Here is an 18,950-nt window from a genome sequence, read left to right as displayed (position 1 = left end):
ACGTCTCTTCCGCCAACCCATCACCCCAAGGAGCATCATCATGCAAATCGCACTCATCACCGGTTCCGGTCGCAAAGGCGGTCTCGGGTACGAAACCGCCCGCCAGCTAGGCGAAGCCGGTTATCACGTTATTCTTGCCGCGCGCCGCCCTGAGCTCGCGCAGCTCGCCCAAGCCCTTATCGATCAAGGCATCTCCGCTAGCTACGTGGTGATGGACACCACCGATGAGGCAAGCGTCAAGGCAGCCGCCGCGGAAGTCGCTCGCCGATTCGGCCGGCTCGACGTGCTGATCAACAATGCCGCATCCATGCGCGCCGGCGACTCGGTGGAGCAGCAAAACCTTACTGAAATGCGCATGGTGCTCGACACCAATGTGATCGGCACATGGAATGTCACGCAGAAGTTCATTCCGCTGCTGCGCAAGTCGGAGCACGGCCGCATCGTCAACGTGTCCAGCGGAGCCGGCTCCTATGGCGACCCGCAGTATGGTTTCCTGCATGGTTCGATGGGCATCCCCGCTTCCGGCTATGGCATCTCCAAGCTCGCACTCAACGGCCTGACCATCAAAACCGCAAAGGAACTGGCCGCCAACCACATTCTCGTCAACGCGGTCTGCCCGGACATCACCGACACCTTCGGCTCCGGCATGTTCGGCCGCCCGGTCGAAGTCAGTGCCAAAAGCGTGACCTGGGCGGCAACCCTGCCCGACGACGGTCCGACCGGCGGATTCTTCCGCGACGGCCAGCCGCTGCCGTGGTGACCACTGCCATCAGCGCCTCAAACAAAACATAAACAGCGCGCGATAGTCAAGGTACTGCACATACTGCGTGCAACACCGAGCTATCGCGCGCGATCATATATAAGGACTTCATTCGCACCTCGGATCACCCATGTCAACCCAACCACTACACTGGTCGCTGACATCGCCGGCAGGGGCTACGGCGCTGCAATCATGCGGCGTTGACCGAAATCAGCTGGATTCGTTTCCAACCAACCGAGGTATTCCATGAATTCCGTCGCGCCCGCGAACAAAGCAAACAAAACGCAGTCATTGGTACCGATCATTGTGATGATGGTCGGCAGCTTTACCGCAATCCTGAACCAGACATTGATGACGTCGGCATTGCCGCATTTGATGCGCGAATTCAATCTGCCCAGCAACACCGTGCAATGGTTGAGCACCGGCTTTATGCTCACCAACGGCATCATGATTCCGGTTACTGCGTTTTTGATCCAACGGTTCACCACACGGCAGTTGTTCTTCTACGCCATCGGCATGTTCCTGTTCGGCACCATCGTCTGCACGTTCGCACCAGGATTCTGGGTGCTGTTGCTGGGCCGAATACTGCAAGCCACTGGCGCCGGCATTGTGATGCCGTTGCTACAAACCGTGCTGTTCCTTACGTTCCCGCCGGACAAACGAGGCACGGCAATGGGCTGGTTCGGCTTGGTCATTGCGTTCGCTCCAGCGCTTGGCCCGACTCTCTCCGGTCTGATTATCGATTTCCTGCCATGGCGATTTCTCTTTGTGCCGCTCATCGTCATCGCCGTCATTGTATTGGCCATCGCCATTCCAACGGTGAAGAATGTGACCAGGCAAACCAATCCAACGATTGACATGCTTTCGGTTGCGCTCTCCACACTTGGTTTTGGCGGATTATTGCTCGGTTTCAGTCTTGCCGGCCAGTCAGGCTGGCTTTCCCCTGATACACTTGGTTCGCTTATCGTTGGCGCAGTCAGTCTGTGCGTGTTTATTCACCGTCAGATGCATCTCGAGCGCCCGATGCTTGACTTCCGCGTATTCGCCCGGCCGATGTTTGCCCTATCGATGCTGGTGATTGTGCTGGTGTTCGTCACCTTCATCGCCACGATGAACATCTTGCCGATGTACATACAAAATTCGCTGGGTATGACCGCTTTGCAGTCCGGCTTGTTGTTGATGGGCGGTGGAGTGGCCGAAGGCGTGTTCAATCCGGTTGCCGGCCGACTGTTCGACCGTATCGGTATCCGGCGTATCGCCCCGCCCGCCATTGCCGTGATCGCCATAACCACGTTTGCCTTGTCTCGCATGACCGCCAGCACGCCGGCATGGTATCCGGCTGTGTTCTTCACCATCATGATGACCGGTGTGGCATTTTGTCTGATGCCGCTCACCACCACGGCGCTCAATCAACTGTCTGGCCCACAGCTGCCTCATGGCACGGCGATGAACAACACGTTGCGTCAAACATGTGCTGCCATCGGCATCGCCATCAACTTCACCATCATGACAATGAACACGCAGCCGGCATCGGTGGCTGGTTCCGTGGCCGCCGGCCTCGCCCATGGCGTGGATGCGGTGTTCCTTGCCTCCACCATCGTGGCGGTGGCAGCATTCGTGCTGTCGCTTTTCGTGCACGACCGCAGGTGATAGGACGGCACAGTGGCAAAAAGAGATGGCATACTGCCACGGCTTGCCCAGCCCACGTCACTCTTGCTCCATCACTATGCCTCCGTGAAGTCGTTCGGCCATCACCTACCCAATCGGCTTCACAAAAACGCTGTCAACAAAGTCAGCTGGGCAACGATTGTCCAACGGCTTCATTGAAACGAATTCAATGAAGCCACCTCTCCATCATTTGCCCAGTTGCCTTCAATGACATCGCCGAGCGCAGTCAGCCGGGCATGTACCGGCTGCGTTACATCGTCTAACCAGAAAAAGATTATTCAGTCATGCGTGCACCGGCACATCCTTGCGTGACAGCACTAGCACATACCAAGCAACCGGCAGTGTCAGCAGACCACCAGCGATGAACACCCATGCGATCGGGATCACGTCGGCGAGCGGCGCGAAAATGAGCATGCCCAACGGCATACCCAGCGTGGAGAGCATGGTGTCAAGGCCGAACACGCGGCCGACCATCGACTCGTCCGATTCGGTCTGCATCACCGTGCGCATCGGCCCCACGCAAACCGCCGAGGCAATACCGTTCAACACATCGACGGCAAGGTAAAGCAGCAGATTCCGGGAAATACCCAAACCAATAACGGTCACGCCGACCATGGCGATGCCGAATGCGACCGCAACCATTTGCGCAACACTTCTGCGCAGCAGCTTCGGGCCGATGGCAGACATGATCGCGCCACCAAGCAGCATACCGACGCTCAGGCCCAGTTCATTGGCGGCGAGCTTGTCGGATGCGGTGGTGAGGTTGATGAATCCGAGGTTCAGATCAATGCCCTCGAATTCGCGGGTCATGAGCAGCAAGGTCAGGTTCATCGGCGCGACCGACATCAAGCAGGTCAGCGCATCGCCCAGAATCACGCCTTTCAGATACGGATGACGCATCGCATACGTCAGACCGACCTTCAAATCAGCGAAGGTACGACGTAGGACTGCGATGGGATTGGCGGCAGCGGAGGCCTCAGCAACCTCAGCATGGACGGCAACCTCGGAAACTGCACTGCTCTGCACCGCCGTACTATTCCGCGCAGCCATATGCGGCACACGAATCATTGCCACGAAGCTCACACCAATCACCGCCGTGGTCACATCCACCAGCAAGATCGCCCACAACGGCACCAAATTGACAAGAACTGCGGCGAGCGCCGGCGCTGCGATGCGGTTCGCGGAATCTATTACACCGAATATCGCATTGACGCGCAGCAGTTTGCTTTCCGGTACCACGTCCGGAATGAACGATTGCACGGCCGGTTGCTGAATACCGCCGCCCGCCGAACGGATGAGCAGTACGACGAAAATCAGCGATAGACTCGCCCAGTCGAGCGCGAAGCTGACCGACAGCAACACCGTCACGCCGGCGATGATCAAATCCGGCAGAATAATCAGCGCCTTGCGATTGTATCGGTCTGCCATCGGTCCGCCGAAAATCGAGACCAGCGACTGCGGCAATACACCGAATAGGGTGGCCAGCAGCATGGCCGAACCGGTGCGTGCTTGCAGCACAATCCACCACCAGATAGCGAATTGCACCACACTGGAGCCAAGCAGCGAGAATGCCTGACCCGCGAGCAGCAGTGCGGCCCGTCGCATCCATCCGGTTTCAGAAACAGTTGGTTCTTCCACAGAAGATTGGGACATACGTGTTCTTAACTTTCTTTATTCTCTCGACGCGCGATGAACGGACTGAGACAGAGCCGCCTATTCGCACATCACATGCCATCCAAGCATTGATTGATTTGCATATGACAAACCGGCATACCGACGCGCAGTCATAAGCGCGAATCCAGGTATGCCAAGGCCCACCCGTGGGCCTATCTACCCGTTAGATCGCGGGCTTCAGCGCGAATCGCGCCATTGTCATCATGCAACGCATAGAACACATAGTTGCTGACCATAATCATCGACATTGACATGCCGTCTGCATCTGGCGCGCTATGTCCAATTCTTGGAACACGGCACAACAGCGGCAAACCGCATAGCCGCAAAGACGCTAATAGCCCGCACACCGCAACATATATGTTGCGGGGCGGGCCATGAGTGTCTTTTAGTATCTAGTATCGCTCAGTGATTGCGAATGGCGTCGCGCAGAGGTAGCACGCTGGTAGGCGAAACGGACAGTTCGTCGAGACCAATCTCGAGGAACTTGTCAGTCAGGCTCAAATCAGCGCCGAGTTCGCCGCAAATGCCGCACCAGATGCCGTGGCGATGGGCGGCTTCGGTGGCCATCTTGATCATGCGCAGCACGGCTGGCGAGTGTGGGTCCGCGAAGCGTCCGAGGTTCGGGTTCTGACGGTCGCATGCCAGCGTGTACTGGGTCAAATCGTTGGTGCCGATGGAGAAGAAGTCGACTTCAGCGGCCAGTTCGTCGGCCATGATCACCGAAGCAGGCGTCTCGATCATGATGCCGACCTGGATGTGCTCATTGAAGTCGATGTGCTCACCGCGCAGCTCCTCCTTGACCTCTTCGAGAATCTTCCTAGCGTCGCGCACTTCCTGCACGGAGGTGATCATGGGCAGCATGATGGCGATGTTGCCATACACCGAGGCGCGCAGCAGGGCGCGCAGCTGCACCTTGAAGATCTCCGGACGGGTCAGGCAGATACGGATGGCACGGTAGCCGAGCGCGGGGTTGTCCTCGTGTTCCAGGTTGAAGTAGCCGACCTGCTTATCCGCACCGATGTCAAGCGTGCGGATGACGACCAGACGGTCGCCCATCCTCTGCGCGACTTCCTTGTATGCCTCGAACTGGAACTCCTCGGTCGGGTAATCCCCTCTCTCCAGATACAGGAATTCGCTGCGGAACAGGCCGATGCCCTCGGCATCGTTGGCCAGCACCGCGGCCACATCGGACGGACGGCCAATATTGGCATACAAGCGAACCTTCTGGCCGCTCTTGGTCTCGGTGGGCTTGCCCTTGAGCTCCTGCAGAAGGCGCATGTGTTCCTCGTACTTGGCCTTTCTGCCACGGTATTCAGCGAGGGTCTTCTCGTCCGGGTCAACGAACACCAGACCACTGGTGCCGTCAATCACCGCGGTATGGCCGTCGTCGGCTGGATCGAAAGCATCGCCGATGCCGATAATGGCGGGCAATCCCATCGTGCGGGCCAAGATCGCGGTGTGCGAATTCGCAGAGCCTTTAGCGGTCACGAATCCAAGCACCTTGGCCCGATCGAGCTGCACGGTCTCACTAGGAGCCAAATCCTCGGCAAGGATGATATGACTCTCGCCATCCTCATCATCCGCCGCAGCTCCGCCGCGCTTGCCTTCGAGCACGTTGATCACGCGGCGGGATACATCCTTGACGTCGGAGGCGCGCGCCTGCATGTACGAGTTGTCCATCGCGGCGAACATAGCAGCGAACTGCTCGGCGGTGCTGTTGACCGCGAACTCGGCGTTTACCTTGCTCTGAGTGATCAGGTCCTCGATGCTTTCCACGTAGTCCGGGTCCTGGAGCATGAGCTGGTGGGTGTCGAACAATTCGGCCTTGCCCTCGCCGAACTCCGCTGCGGTTTTGTCGCGTAGTTGCTTGAGTTGTGAGACGGCTGTGTCACGGGCCGTGCGGAAGCGTTCCACCTCGGCCTGCGAATCGTCGACCACGCGGCGTTCGACAGCGTGGTCGGCGGTATCGAGCACGCGGATCGCGCCGATGGCGATGCCGGCAGATACGCCGACGCCTTGTATCGTTCTCATCACAGGTTCTCCTTGAGGAACTGCTCGAATTCGGCGGCGGCCTTGGCCTCGTCATTGCCCTGCACCTTGACGGTGACTTCGTCTCCCTGCTTGACGCCGAGTCCCATGACACCGAAGATGCGTTTGGCGTCCACGGATTTGCCGTCATGGCTGACGATGATGGTCGAATCATACTGCTGCGCCTTGGCGACCAGCAGACCTGCGGGACGGGCGTGCATGCCCTCGGGGTCGGATACGGTGAACGTGAATTCCTGAGACATGATGATGCTCCTTATGCGTTTTATGCGTTTTGTAGTTGCTCGCCGTTGGTGGCGATGACCTTCTGGTACCAGCCGAAGGATTTCTTGCGGCGTCGTTCGAAGCTGCCGTGGCCTTCGTCGTCGGCGTCGACGTAAATCAGGCCGTAGCGTTTCTTGAATTCGCCAGTGCCGAAGCTGACCACGTCGATGCAGCCCCACACGGTGTAGCCCATGACCTCCACGCCGTCGAGGTCGATGGCCTTCTTGACCTGTTCGATGTGGGCACGCAGGTAGTCGATGCGGTCGTCGTCGTCGATGGTGCCGTCCGGGTTGACAGTGTCGTATGCGCCGTAGCCGTTCTCCACGATGAAGATCGGCTTGCGGTAGCGTTCGTACAGGACGCTCAATGCGTAGCGCAGGCCGACGGGGTCGATCTGCCAGCCCCATTTGGTGGCGGGGATGTACGTATTGCGTACCACACCGGCGATGCCGGAGTCGAAGTCGCCGGGGGTGGAGTCGTCGGCGGACAGAGCCATCGACATGTAGTAGCTGATGGAGATGAAGTCGACCGTGCCCTCAGCTATGGTCTTCTCGTCTCCCGACTCCATGTGCGGGGCCACGTCCTCGCGGGCCCACATGTTTCTCGCGTAGTTCGGGTATTCGCCGTTGACGTACACGTCGCCGAACACAAGCCGGTCGCGCATAGCGACTTCGGCACGCATCACGTCGTCGGGATTGCAGGTGGCAGGGTAGATTGGCACGATGGCCAGCATGCATCCGATCTGGAAGTCAGGGTTGATCTCGTGGCCGCGCTTGACGACCAGGGCGCTGGCGACGAACTCGTTGTGCACGGCCTGCCAGACCTTGCGCTTGCGCTCGTGGATCGTGTCCGTGTCGGAGAAGCGGATGCCAGAATCGGTGTAGGCGAAGATCGGGTTGTCGAGGTTCATCTGGTTGTTGACCTCGTTGAAGGTCAGCCAGTACTTCACTTTGTTCTTGTAGCGTTCCATGACGGTGAGCGCGAACTTGACGAACAAGTCGATGAGCCTGCGGTCGGTGAACCCGCCGTATTTGAGACTCAGGTTGAGTGGCATCTCGAAGTGGGAGAGCGTCACAACCGGTTCCATGCCCTTGGCCTTGAGATCGTCGAACAGGTCGTCGTAGAACTTTAGCCCGGCCTCATTGGGCTCGTCCTCCTCGCCGTTCGGGAAGATGCGCGACCATGCGATGGAAGTGCGGAAGCATTTGAAGCCCATCTCCTGGAACAGCGAGTCGTCGCCACGGAAGCGGTGGTAGTAGTCGTTGCCCCAGTGGTTCGGGTAGATCTTGCCGGTCTCAACGCTGCTGGTGATCTGCCGGGGTACGCCGTGCGCGCCCGCGGTCATCACGTCGGCGATGGACACCCCCTTGCCGTCTTCGTTCCATGCACCTTCGAGCTGGTGGGCGGCCACTGCGCCGCCCCACAGAAAGTTGCTTGGGAAACCCATGTTGTGTTCCTTTTCCTGATAAGTCCTGTGGGTCAGTTGATCTTCTTGTACAGTGTGATGAGCTCGTTGACCAGCAGTTTGACAGTCTCCGCGGCCATCATCTGGTCCTCGACGTGCGTCATGAGCAGGCTGACCTCGATCTCTCGCCGGACGCCTCGCGCTGTACGAGGTTGGTGTGCAGGTCGTGGCCGATCGCGAAGCTCTGGTCGCCGCTCTTGATGAGCTCATCGGCCTTGTCGTACTTTCCAGCCTTGGCCGCCTGCAGCGCTTCGATGTAGTCGGATTTGGCGCTTCCCGCGGCCGTGATCATCTGGAAGCAGAGGGTCTCCCAGTCGAAGTCCTTGTTGTCTTCTGCCATTGTTACCGCCCTTGGTTCGTTCGTTTGGTTGTCTGTTGGTGTCGGGTTACTTGGAGGCGATGGCGATGGCGTGTTCGAGCACCTTGTCGCCGCGCACCATGCCGTAGTCCTGCGGGTTGATGGCCTCGACCGGCTTGCCGGGCAGCAGCTTCTTGACGTGGTCGAGCTCGTAGCGCACCTGCGGGCCGAGCAGCACGGCGTCGGCGTTCGCGGCCTTCTCCTCGACCTCGGAGATCGGGTAGGCGTCGATTTCGGCCTCGATGCCCTTGGTCTCGGCGGCGGTACGCATCTTCTTGACCAGCATGCTGGTGGACATTCCGGCATTGCAGCACAGTACGATCTTCATGGTGTTATTCCTTTCAATGGGCCCACACCGATTGTGGGACGATTGGTTCTCTATATGCGTTGAGTTTTGATAAGGAGGGAGCCCGGTAAGGGTGGTCGCTCATACCGGGCTCCCATGATCCGATTGTCGTCAATCAGAAGAGCGGAGCCGTTCCGCCCGCAGCTCAGGCCTTAGCGGCCTCGGCGGCGGTCTGGAGATCGGCGTCGTTGGCGGCCTGCTCGGCGACCCATGCCTGATCCTGCTTCTTGACGAAAGGCAGGTAGACGACCACGGAAATCACGAGGATGATGAGCTGGATGAGCGCACCCTTCCAACCGCCCAGCAGGAAGCCGGAGATGATCACTGGGGTGGTCCACGGCACCTGGACGGCGCCGAATGGAGGCATGAAGCCGATGTACATCGCGCCGTAGGTGATGATCATGGCGATCAGCGGAACGACGATGAACGGAATCAGGAAGAACGGGTTGAATACGATCGGAAGACCGAAGATGACCGGCTCGTTGATGTTGAACAGGCCAGGCACGATGGACAGCTTCGACATTCCCTTCATCTGGCTCGACTTGGCCACGATCAGGCCGGCGATAAGCAGACCAAGGGTGATGCCGGTGCCGCCGAACTTGACGAAGCAGTCGACGATCTGCGGGGTGAGGATATGGCCGCCGTCGGCGGTGTTCACGGCCTTGCCGGCGTCCATAAGGGCCTGATTTGCCACGGAATTGGCGGTCAGCAGCGGGGCCATGATGCCCATGACAACGTTCGGGCCGTGGATGCCGCACCAGAAAAGCACCGAGATGAGCAGGGTGATGATAATCGCGCCGGCCCAATTGTCGGTGAGGTTCTGCATCGGGGTCTGCAGGATCTTGAAGATGAGTTCGGTGAAGCTCACGCCACCGAACACCTGGCATAGGTGGTAGATGACGGCGGAGCCGAGCACCACGAAGAAGCCAGGGATCATGGCGGAGAACGCGTTGGACACGCCTTCGGGCACGGAGTCGGGCAGCTTGATCTTGAGGTTGTGCTTCATGCACTTGACGAACACCAGACCGGACAGCAGGCCGACGATGATGGCGGTAATCACGCCGTTGCCGCCGGTCCACGAGGTGGAGATCGCGCCGGACACGGACGCTGTGGTGCCTTCCTTCAAAGCGTCGACGGTGCTGTGGTCGATGCTCACCGAGGATGGCGAGAGGATGAAGAAAGCGACCAGGGCCAGCAGGCCGGAGGAGATGCCGTCCTCCTTCTCGTTGCGCGCGTAGGCGTAGCCGATGCCGACGGCGATGACGATGGCCAGGATGTTGAATGTGCCGGCGGACACCTGGTTCAGGCCGATGTTCCACTTGTCGGTGAGCAGGTTGTTCATGAAGTCTGTGTAGCCCTCGAACGGCAGGTTCGCAAGCAGCAGGAACAGCGATCCCACCAGGGTGGCCGGCATCGTGAGCACGAAGCCGTCCTTCAGAGCGGTGACCGCCTTGGTCGTCGCGAATTTCATGAAGCCGTTGAGCAGTTTGTTGCCGAACTCCCTCATTCTCGTCCTCCTTTGGACTGGTTGACGTCCCCGGGCCGGCGTCCTTGTTGCCGGCCCGATTCCTCTTGTTCAGTATCAAGTCATTCGAATGAATAGGCGTAATTCGAATGACTTGACTACAATATACGAATTTCATCCGTCTGTGTCAAATTCATTCGAATGATTTTTGGATATGGCGTGTCGCCTCCCCGAGGGAATACCGCAAGACGACGCGCCGTCCAACCGGCAACGCCGCCTCACGTACATAAAGGACTACTTCAGGTCGGCGAAATTAAAAAACGTGGCCTTCTTGTAGTGGTAGTAGACCGTGCCGGCGTTGAACATGCGGCCGCTGGCCAGATAGGCGTCGTCCTCGACCACCAGGGCGGGATCCCCAGCCGACAGGCCGAGGAGGTCGGCCCGGCCATGATCCAGCTCTCGCGCGTATATCAGCTTGTCCGCAAAGCCCGTGCTCAGCCCCAGGTCCTCGCGAATATACGCATAGATGGAGCCGCTGGCAATCTCCTCACTGAGATACGGCACGAACTCCTTGAGATACAGGGCGTACTCGATGGCGAACGGCTCGTCGTCCAGCAGGCGCAGGCGCGAGACGCTATAGACTTTGGCGTCGGCGGCGCACTTGAGGCGCGCAGAGTCCGCGCCCGCCTCGCGCTGCTCCAGCTTGATCAGCTTGGATGACACGGAATGGCCGGGAAACTCCGAAGTCATGCCTCTCGTGCCGTTGATGTTGAGGCAGCCCTCGCGCCTGTTCTCCCGGACGAACATGCCGCTGCCCTGCACCGGGTACACGTCGCCGAGCTCGGCCAGCAGGGCTATGGCGTTACGCACGCAGTACCGGGTCGCGCCGAACTGCTCCATGAGCTCGGGCTCGGTGGGCAGCTTTCCTGTGTCACGGTACTTGCCCTTATCAATCTCCACCTTGAGAATCTTCGCCAGTTCACGGTACTTCATATGACATGCCCTCCACAGTTGCATCATCCAGCCGCGCTACATCGCCGCAGCACGCATAATCCATATTATCGCATGACTCATATTCATTCGAATTGCAGACACGTCTACCACCTACAATTGCATGATTCATTCGAATGAATTATTCTTAGGGAACGCCATTTACAGTCCAGACGCTGATGTCGACATTCCATAGGAGAGTACGCGCATGAGAAAGCCCACGCTAGTGTTCATCGACATTGACGGAACACTGCTTGATAGCAGTCATCATATTCCTGAATCCGCGCGCAAGGAGTGCCAGCGCGCACAGCAGGCCGGACACAAACTGTTCATTTGTTCAGGCCGTGCGGCGTTGGATATCGATCCGCCTGTGCTCGAACTCGGGTTCGACGGTATCGTATCCGACGGTGGCGCATACGCCGAGCTCAACGGTGAGACCATCATAGACGAGCGTATGCCCACTGAATCCGTCCGCACGGCGACCTCGTTCTTCATCTCTCACTCTATGCCGTATGCTTGGCACTGCCCCGACGGCATGCACGCCACCGAACGCTACCTGCACCGGCTTGGCATCTGGCGCAAACTGCTGCGGCATCCGCAGATGCGCGGCTCCTGGCACAGCATCACCGACCATTCCACCCCTCTGCCTCCAGTCCGCAAAGGAACGTTCTACGTCCCCGAGAACGGCAGCCTCACCGTGGAGGATGTGCGTCGCGAGCTCGCTGGCTACGCGACCATTATCCACGGATCCATCAACGCTTCCAGCGAAGACAACGGCGAGATCCTCATCCTCGGAGTGGACAAGGGCACGGCGCTCATGAAAGTCTCTCAACGGCTTGGAGTTCCCCTGTCCGACACGATCGCCATCGGCGACAGCGACAACGATCTTGAGATGATACAGACCGCCGGCATAGGCGTGGCGATGGGCAACGGCACCGAAGCCGTCAAATCAGTCGCCGACATGATTGCGCCACACGTCGACAACAACGGCTTGGCCGCAGCCCTGCATCGGCTCCTCCCCTAAAGTGCCCCGCACCCGCTGTTAGCGTACAGCGGCAATAGCTTCCACGAATCGCCGCACCGCTTCAGAAGGATTGTTCGGGTAGAACAGTCCGTAGTCGATGGTCACATTCCAGTTGACCGGCATGGTGCGAATCATCGGATGGATGCCGGTGCCGAAAGTTCGCGCGACGATGAGATCGCCATTGGCGGCACACGTATTGAACTCATCAAACGTATATTGCGGCATGTCAATCAGCGTGACCCCGGGAATGGTCTGTAACAGACTGCGCGCCTCATCCATCGCCTCATTATCGCCCGGTTGAGGAATATGAATCCGCTGGCCTTCCAGATCGCTCAGGCCCAATGCCGTAACAGGTTTGGCGTGCAGCAAATTCGATACTGGCACTCCCATTTGCAGCGGATACTCCCCGAGTTTCAGCACCCGGCATGGATGCTGTTGGTTCGCGGGCGAAAAACCACTGGCCGCCACATCCACCTCCTCGCCAAGATGATTCAGTGCATCCATAAACCCCTCCGGCGAATCCGACATCGATACCAATTCCAAACGCAACTGTTGCCGTCGCTGCTGTTCCAGCCATGCCGAGGCACGCGGCCAAAGTTCCAGCACCGGCGTCGCCGGACGCAGCATCGAAACGGCAAGCCTGACGGTCGACTCATCGGACTGTTCCAGTTCACGCACGCGGCGCAAGGTTTGCTCGCTTTGCCGAATGAGATTTCTTGCGTCTTCAATCAGGACCCGACCAGAAACAGTAGGTCTTACGCCATTGCTGCCACGTTCGAACAACGTAAGCCCATACTCATGTTCAAAGCCGGTGACCTGTTTGATCAATGCGGTTGCCGAAAGATGCAACCTATGCGCCGCTTGATTGAAACTACCGCATTCCCCTGCCGCGATGATGGCGGCCAGCCGTCGGTCATACATGCTCGGCACCTTCTTTCCTCTCCGGCCAGCGTACGTCGTGTTACCACCAAAAGAGTGCACTCTCGCCAGAATAGAGGCCACAGACTCACCCCAAATCCACATGCGATTCTCTACAATACATTGCTTGGAAGCGCTGCAATGGGTAGTTTCAATGATTGCAGCAGCATAAGGAGAAACAACACACATGCCGGCATTATCAACGAAAACACAAGGTCTTGCCCCCGCCAACGAACCTCAAGATAATGACAAGTTCATGAACGGCAGCATTATTCTGATTATGGCGGCCGCGTTCTTCTACATGTCCGCCACAATGATGGGCACTACGCTCATCGTCGGCTACTCGCACACCTTGGGAGCGAGCGGAGAGTTCGCCGGCATCATCGCGGGCACCATGAACATCGTCTCCCTGTTTTGCCGGCCTTGGGCGGGCCGCCTCAGCGACCGCATACCGATGAAACAGTTCTCCATCATCGCCGTCCTGCTGATGATTGCCGCCAATGCCGGCTACATGGTATCCCCTCACGCAGCAACGCTGTTCGCAGCCCGAATCATCAATGGCATCGGATTCTCCGGCCTGTCCGTATGTCTCGCGGCTTGGATGTCTTCGCTTATTCCACTGGCACACATCGGTAAGGCCATGGGGTATTACGGCTTGGCCAATGCCCTGGCTATGGCACTCGGACCAGCCATCGGCATTCGCATATGCGCTTCCTTGGGTTATCGCGCCGCTTTCGCAGTGACCACGGCGGCGATGACCGCGGCACTCATCATGGTTGTACTGGTTCGCCGGGGCGGTTCACCATCGACGCCACGAACGCCCACCAAAGAAGCCACGCCTACACCAACACCAACACAGCAACCGCAGCATCCGACCTTCCGCGATCGCATAGAGCAGGTGATTTCCATACGTGTGATTCCCGTGGCGGCGGTATTCATGCTGTTCGCCATCCCCTACTGCGCCACGCAGTCCTATATCGTCACGTATACGCAAGCTCGCCATCTGAGCGTCAATGTCAGTCTGTTCTTCCCGCTCTATGCCGTGGCACTGCTGATTCTGCGCATAGCAATGCGCAACATGTTCGACCGTCGCTCATTCCGCTGGTTCCTATGGTTTTGCGCCGCATGCATGATTGTTGCGCTTGGTGTGCTTGCCGCACTCAACAACAACGGCGTATTACTAATCGCTTCGATATTCATGGCCGCATCGTACGGCATCATGAGTTCGGTCAGTCAATCCTCCGCCGTGCGCCTTGCCGGCACCGGGCACGGCGGCCGCGGCAACGCCACATACTACATCGGTCTCGATCTGGGTATGGCACTGGGGCCAATCATCGGCGGAGCACTCTACGCCAATGTTGATTTGGCATGGTTCTATCCGATATTGATGCTCACCATGCCCATCGCCATCGGTATCTCTCTGATGACGAATCGCATAAGCGATTCTCGTACCGCATGATGCGTTATCGGCAGCGGCAACGCTGTGCAATGGTGGAATCATCATCATGCCGTATCTGCCGGCCATGTCGAACGTTGCATCTGCTTACGGGACATTATGATGGCATGAGACCGTTGCGCGGCATGGCAGCCGCACGCCATGGTGCAGCGGCAAACAAGTCTCAGGCAAAGGAGCGATTATGACTGTTAATTCGTACGATGTCACTGCCGACCTCACTCCGGAAGGACTGGTGGAATGGCAGCGCATGGTGGCCGGCGAAGTCTATGAGGATTCCCATCCGGAAATCGAACGCAAGCGCGTGGAGGCCAAGAAGCTGTTCCGCGCCTATAACCAACTTGATTACGATCAGGAAGCCGAACGCCGCGCGATTATGGAGCAGCTCTTCGCCGCAGTCGGCGAAGACGTGTTCATCGAACCGAACTTCCGCTGCGAAATGGGACGCAACATCACCATCGGCTCGCACGCCTACATCAACTTTGACTGCGTGATGCTCGACAACGCGCCTATCACCTTGGGCGACTACGTGTGGATCGCGCCGATGGTGGGACTGTTCGCCACCAATCACTCGCTTGATTTCGAGGAGCGCAAGAGCGGCGCCTGCCAGGCCAAGCCGATTGTGATCGAGGATGGCGTCTGGCTCGGCGGCCATGTGACCGTGCTCGGCGGCGTGACCATCGGCCGCGGTTCGGTGATTGGCGCCGGTTCAGTGGTTACCAAGGATATTCCGGCCGGCGTGGTCGCTGTCGGCAACCCGGCCCGTGTGATTCGCCCGATCACCGAGGCGGACAAGACCGGTTTCTGCGAGCGCATCGCCGCCCGCAACGCCGCGCGCTGAGCACTCGCGAGCACCCCTCCCTCGTCCGTGCCCCATACTCCGTCTCCCGAATCTGAGACGGGTTGGCTCGATTATGTCACCACGATCTAACCAACCCGTCTCAGGTTTACCGACGCATACCCAGATCAGCGCTTCCCACAGGCTTCACTGTCCAGCACGCGGATCCTTCAGCCCCTCACGCACGATGGTGAAATCGGTGAAGTATCGCTTGCCGCCTTCACCGGTAGGCGACTGCGCCTCGAACCCCACTTGGAGCGTCTTGGCGAATGGCATGCGCGCCAGACGAGACATGTAGTAGAAGTCGCCGTCATACGAGTAGTGAATGGAGAATACGTCGCCGGTACGGGCCAGCTGGAGCCAGATGGAGTCGCCCGGGATGGTCACGCCATACCCGTCATCGGAATGATCGTTGGTCATCACCGTGACCACCGACTTGAATCCGTAGTCGCCTTGTTCGAAGCAGGCCTTCACCCAATGGGTATCATCCTGGAAGGCGAACAGGCCGGCACCGTCGAACTGGCTTTTGTGTTCCAACCGCACTTTGGCGCGACAGGTGAAATCACCCTCGATCGTCGTATACGCAAACGCGGCGTCCGCCTTGACCTCCCCGCTGACCGGATTGGCGAAGTAGTCCTTGCCCGGCTCCGCTTCCATGATCAGTATGTTGTCTTTGATTTCGAAGGCGCAGTTTCCTTGCAGCATGATTATCTCCTTTGGTTGTCTCACCCGCAGCCCTCTGTCGGGATGCAGGCGCTATATAAGTACGGGGATATGTTTTACGGACATGGCTTTTCTGAACCATGTGTACTATGAGATTAATTCCAGATTAAATATGCCATCACCAAAATAACGGCCAGTTTTCGCTATTATTGAATCAGAAGATGCAACTATATTTCCACCACTGTTGCAATAGGCAAGGAGTCAACCATGCCAGCCGAACCCGCCCCATCACACCCTCCACATGTCCTGTCGCTCGCCGCGAAAGATGCCACCAATACCCTGAACAAGGCCGTCCCCGTCAACGACGATTATTTGGAGGACATCCGCTATAACGACGCGTCCATACCGATTCATTTCTGTATGGATTATTTCGATACACTCATCGGCCATGAGATCAACATCCACTGGCACACGGATTTCGAATTCGCCTTCATGCTGAAAGGCGCATGCGATTATCACCTGCATGGCACCTCGAATACAATTCGACTGCAACAGGGCGATGGCATCTTCGTGAATTCGAAAATGCTGCATTCGGCGGATCACCCCACACCGGGTGCCGTGATGAGCTGCTTGACCGTCTCCCCGCTGTTCTTCTCGGGACAACCGGCCGGCACCATCTATCTCGACCAAGTGCTGCCAGTGTCCAGCAAGCCGTTCGCGGGGCTGAGACTCACCACCGAACGGGATGCCGCCATGCTGAGGGAGATTCGAGCGCTCACCGCGGTCGGCCAGCATGATCCCATGCGAGCATTGGACTACATGACGCACATGGCCACGTTGTGGAAGGAATTGCTCCGGACACTGTCCACAAGGGACATCCCGGAAGCGCCGAGTGTCGAGCAGCGCCGCGAACAGCGTATGCGAGTCATGCTCGTGTTCATCCAGCAGCATTATGGCGAGCTGATCGATTTGAACGATATCGCGGCGAGCGCTTCGGTCAGCAGGACAGAATGCTACCGTCTCTTCAAAACCCATACCGGCAGCAGCCCCGTGGACTATCTGCTGTCGTACCGGCTGAGTCAGGCGGCCGCAAAGCTTGTCTCCGACGACGACAGCATCGCCCATGTCGCCCGCATCTGCGGCTTCGCCAACGCCAGTTATTTCGGCAAACGATTCCGCGAGCACTTCGCGCTCTCTCCCGGTATATACCGCAAGCAATATGGCGACCGTGATTCGTCAGATTCGTCGGCTGTGAGATGAATATGACACGCCATGCGCCGGTTGCTCCACCGTTACGCATATAGTTCATTCTGAGATATATCGGCTTGCGATATTACTGAGTGAGCCATAGGAATGTCATATCAAGGAGAAGCAATATGAAGACTCTGGTGCTCGTATTCCACCCGTCCCTGAAGGGCCAGTCCCACGTCAACGCCGCTCTGGCCGAAGCCGCCGAGGGCCTGGAGAATGTGACCGTGCGTGACGAGTACGCGCTCTACCCGGACGGCAAGATCGACGTCAAGGCCGAGCAGACCGCCGTCGAGGCCGCCGACCGCGTTGTGTTCCAGTTCCCGCTGTACTGGTTCTCCTCCCCGGCTCTGCTGAAGACCTGGGAAGATGACGTGCTGGAGCACGGCTGGGCGTACGGTTCCGAAGGCCACGCCTTCGAAGGCAAGGAGTTCGGCGTTGCCGTGTCCACCGGTTCCCCGGAGTCCAAGTACCAGCCGGAAGGTGACAACAAGTTCAAGATCGAGCAGGTGCTCGTGCCGTTCCAGGGCACCGCCAACCACATCAACGCCACCTGGATCAAGCCGTTCGTGACCTTCGGCTCCTTCGGCATCTCCGATGAGGCTCTGGCCGAATCCGTCAAGAACTACAAGGATTACCTGACCAAGTAACCTGAGGGTTCCTTAATCGCCCACGGCTCCTTCCACCATGAAGGAGCCGTTTTGCATATTCGGTTCAGGTTCACCTCACATGAACCAATTCACACACAGCGTTTATTCCATCGAAATCAACGCAACGGCAGTACCAGATCGGTGCCTTCAAGATACGGGCGGCATACTTCGGCGCAATACTGCCAAATGCGATGCTCACCTTCTGCAGATATCCATTTCGGATGGATGCGCTTGCGCCGCATATTGCCCCAGAACTCGCCGCTCACCCCTTCGACGTCCGGCGAAGAAGCCAGCGCGACGCTGGTTCGCGCGCCATGCCGTGCGGTGCGTACAAACGGGAGCCAGAGCACAATCAGCGGCAGCATCCAAGGCGTTTTGCGCAGCGACTCACGCTGCAACGAGGTAGCGGCCGATCCGGGTTCCACGGTATTCACCGTAACGTTGCGCACGCCAGCCGCTTGGAGCCGCGCATCGAACTGCCTCATCAGCCACCAGACATACAGCTTCGAAAGACCATAGGCGCGCATCATTGAGTAATGACTTTCCAGTTCGACGTCGTCAAGCATCGGCTGGCCGCCCTGACGGTAGGATTCACTGGCCACGGTGACGATGCGAGCGGATTCACTGCGTTCCAGCATAGGCAGCAATAGGTTGGTCAGCAGGAACGGCGCAAGCGTATTGATGGCGAACGTCTTCTCGTGACCTTCCGCCGTGACTTCTCGTTCGGAACCGAACTGCCCGCCGGCATTGTTGACGAGCACGTCGAGTCGCTCATAGGTGGCAGTTATTTCCTTTGCGAATCGTACGACTTCGCTCATCAGCGACAGGTCGGCCACGTGAGCGTATACGTTGCGGTTTCCGGTGCGTTGTTCGACCCAATCACGCACCTCCTGCGTCTTCTTTGGATTGCGACCGTGCATGATGACCGTATACCCCTGAACTGCGAGCGCCAACGCCGTCTGTTTGCCGATGCCACTGGATGCGCCGGTCACCAGAATGACCTTGCCTGCAGATGACGATGATGTATTGATGGATTGCCTCGTATTCATGGCCTTTGACTGCACCTTCCGGTTATGATGTAACAAGTGTGACATCATTGACGATAACCGTCGAGACTTGG

General features: G+C 58.2%; 17 protein-coding genes and 1 pseudogene. 7 read left to right on the top strand and 11 right to left on the bottom strand.

From position 1 onward, the window contains the following. Positions 1 to 40 precede the first annotated feature (40 nt). Together JS530_RS04155 and JS530_RS04150 are read left to right on the top strand one after the other, a co-directional pair. Positions 41 to 760, top strand: coding sequence for an SDR family NAD(P)-dependent oxidoreductase (locus JS530_RS04155; protein ID WP_214375924.1), 720 nt, complete (start codon positions 41 to 43; stop codon positions 758 to 760). Between the two features lie 246 nt (positions 761 to 1,006). Further along, positions 1,007 to 2,410: an MDR family MFS transporter gene (locus JS530_RS04150; protein WP_214375923.1), complete on the top strand. Its 1,404-nt coding sequence runs from the start codon at positions 1,007 to 1,009 to the stop codon at positions 2,408 to 2,410. A 300-nt stretch (positions 2,411 to 2,710) separates the two neighbouring features. On the opposite strand, the gene JS530_RS04145 is transcribed toward JS530_RS04150, so the two are convergent. The 8 genes and pseudogenes from JS530_RS04145 to JS530_RS04110 form a co-directional block, all read right to left on the bottom strand. Next, positions 2,711 to 4,081: an MFS transporter gene (locus tag JS530_RS04145; protein WP_214375922.1), complete on the bottom strand. Its 1,371-nt coding sequence runs from the start codon at positions 4,079 to 4,081 to the stop codon at positions 2,711 to 2,713. 423 nt (positions 4,082 to 4,504) lie between these two features. Beyond that, the gene (gene ptsP / locus JS530_RS04140) at positions 4,505 to 6,133 is read right to left on the bottom strand and encodes a phosphoenolpyruvate--protein phosphotransferase (RefSeq protein WP_214375921.1); all 1,629 of its coding nucleotides are present in this window, start codon (positions 6,131 to 6,133) and stop codon (positions 4,505 to 4,507) included. After that, positions 6,133 to 6,393: an HPr family phosphocarrier protein gene (locus JS530_RS04135; RefSeq protein WP_214375920.1), complete on the bottom strand. Its 261-nt coding sequence runs from the start codon at positions 6,391 to 6,393 to the stop codon at positions 6,133 to 6,135. The genes ptsP and JS530_RS04135 overlap by 1 nt, the downstream gene beginning before the upstream one ends. A gap of 20 nt (positions 6,394 to 6,413) precedes the next feature. After that, entirely contained in the window at positions 6,414 to 7,859 is a 1,446-nt protein-coding gene (locus tag JS530_RS04130) for a 6-phospho-beta-glucosidase (RefSeq protein WP_214375919.1), read from the bottom strand. A gap of 32 nt (positions 7,860 to 7,891) precedes the next feature. Further along, positions 7,892 to 8,169 (bottom strand): annotated as a pseudogene (locus JS530_RS04125) (PTS sugar transporter subunit IIA). A 94-nt stretch (positions 8,170 to 8,263) separates the two neighbouring features. Further along, positions 8,264 to 8,563 carry a PTS sugar transporter subunit IIB gene (locus tag JS530_RS04120; RefSeq protein ID WP_100496667.1) on the bottom strand — a complete coding sequence of 100 codons (300 nt, stop codon included), beginning with the start codon at positions 8,561 to 8,563 and terminating at the stop codon, positions 8,264 to 8,266. Positions 8,564 to 8,726: 163 nt separating this feature from the next. Then, the gene (locus tag JS530_RS04115; protein ID WP_214375918.1) at positions 8,727 to 10,088 is read right to left on the bottom strand and encodes a PTS sugar transporter subunit IIC; all 1,362 of its coding nucleotides are present in this window, start codon (positions 10,086 to 10,088) and stop codon (positions 8,727 to 8,729) included. A 252-nt stretch (positions 10,089 to 10,340) separates the two neighbouring features. Then, positions 10,341 to 11,039, bottom strand: coding sequence for a GntR family transcriptional regulator (locus JS530_RS04110; protein WP_214375917.1), 699 nt, complete (start codon positions 11,037 to 11,039; stop codon positions 10,341 to 10,343). Between the two features lie 205 nt (positions 11,040 to 11,244). Between JS530_RS04110 and JS530_RS04105 the strand changes: the two genes are divergently transcribed. After that, the gene (locus JS530_RS04105) at positions 11,245 to 12,060 is read left to right on the top strand and encodes an HAD family hydrolase (RefSeq protein WP_214375916.1); all 816 of its coding nucleotides are present in this window, start codon (positions 11,245 to 11,247) and stop codon (positions 12,058 to 12,060) included. 18 nt (positions 12,061 to 12,078) lie between these two features. Here JS530_RS04105 and JS530_RS04100 read toward each other — a convergent pair whose 3' ends face one another. Then, positions 12,079 to 13,167, bottom strand: a complete 1,089-nt coding sequence (locus JS530_RS04100) for a LysR family transcriptional regulator (protein WP_214375915.1) — start codon at positions 13,165 to 13,167, stop codon at positions 12,079 to 12,081. On the opposite strand from JS530_RS04100, the gene JS530_RS04095 reads away from it, so the two are divergent. Beyond that, positions 13,166 to 14,437 (top strand): MFS transporter, encoded by a 1,272-nt coding sequence (locus tag JS530_RS04095; protein WP_214375914.1) that lies wholly within the window; start codon positions 13,166 to 13,168, stop codon positions 14,435 to 14,437. The two genes, JS530_RS04100 and JS530_RS04095, sit on opposite strands and share 2 nt — an antisense overlap. Positions 14,438 to 14,615: 178 nt before the next feature. After that, positions 14,616 to 15,272, top strand: a complete 657-nt coding sequence (locus tag JS530_RS04090; RefSeq protein ID WP_214375913.1) for a sugar O-acetyltransferase — start codon at positions 14,616 to 14,618, stop codon at positions 15,270 to 15,272. 144 nt (positions 15,273 to 15,416) lie between these two features. Here JS530_RS04090 and JS530_RS04085 read toward each other — a convergent pair whose 3' ends face one another. Next, complete coding sequence (locus tag JS530_RS04085) at positions 15,417 to 15,974, bottom strand: DUF1349 domain-containing protein (RefSeq protein WP_214375912.1); 558 nt, start codon at positions 15,972 to 15,974, stop codon at positions 15,417 to 15,419. Between the two features lie 225 nt (positions 15,975 to 16,199). Here JS530_RS04085 and JS530_RS04080 point away from each other — a divergent pair, with 225 nt between their 5' ends. Further along, positions 16,200 to 17,192, top strand: a complete 993-nt coding sequence (locus tag JS530_RS04080; protein ID WP_214375911.1) for an AraC family transcriptional regulator — start codon at positions 16,200 to 16,202, stop codon at positions 17,190 to 17,192. Positions 17,193 to 17,308: 116 nt separating this feature from the next. After that, a complete protein-coding gene (locus tag JS530_RS04075; protein ID WP_214375910.1) occupies positions 17,309 to 17,830 on the top strand; it encodes an NAD(P)H-dependent oxidoreductase in 522 nt (173 codons plus the stop codon). A 116-nt stretch (positions 17,831 to 17,946) separates the two neighbouring features. On the opposite strand, the gene JS530_RS04070 is transcribed toward JS530_RS04075, so the two are convergent. Further along, complete coding sequence (locus tag JS530_RS04070; RefSeq protein ID WP_214375909.1) at positions 17,947 to 18,879, bottom strand: SDR family NAD(P)-dependent oxidoreductase; 933 nt, start codon at positions 18,877 to 18,879, stop codon at positions 17,947 to 17,949. Positions 18,880 to 18,950: the final 71 nt, after the last annotated feature.

The organism is Bifidobacterium colobi (assembly GCF_018555455.1).
In the GTDB taxonomy this organism is placed as follows: domain Bacteria; phylum Actinomycetota; class Actinomycetes; order Actinomycetales; family Bifidobacteriaceae; genus Bifidobacterium; species Bifidobacterium colobi.
Note: the sequence above shows the minus strand (reverse complement) of the source record. Positions and strands in the feature narration are given on the sequence as shown.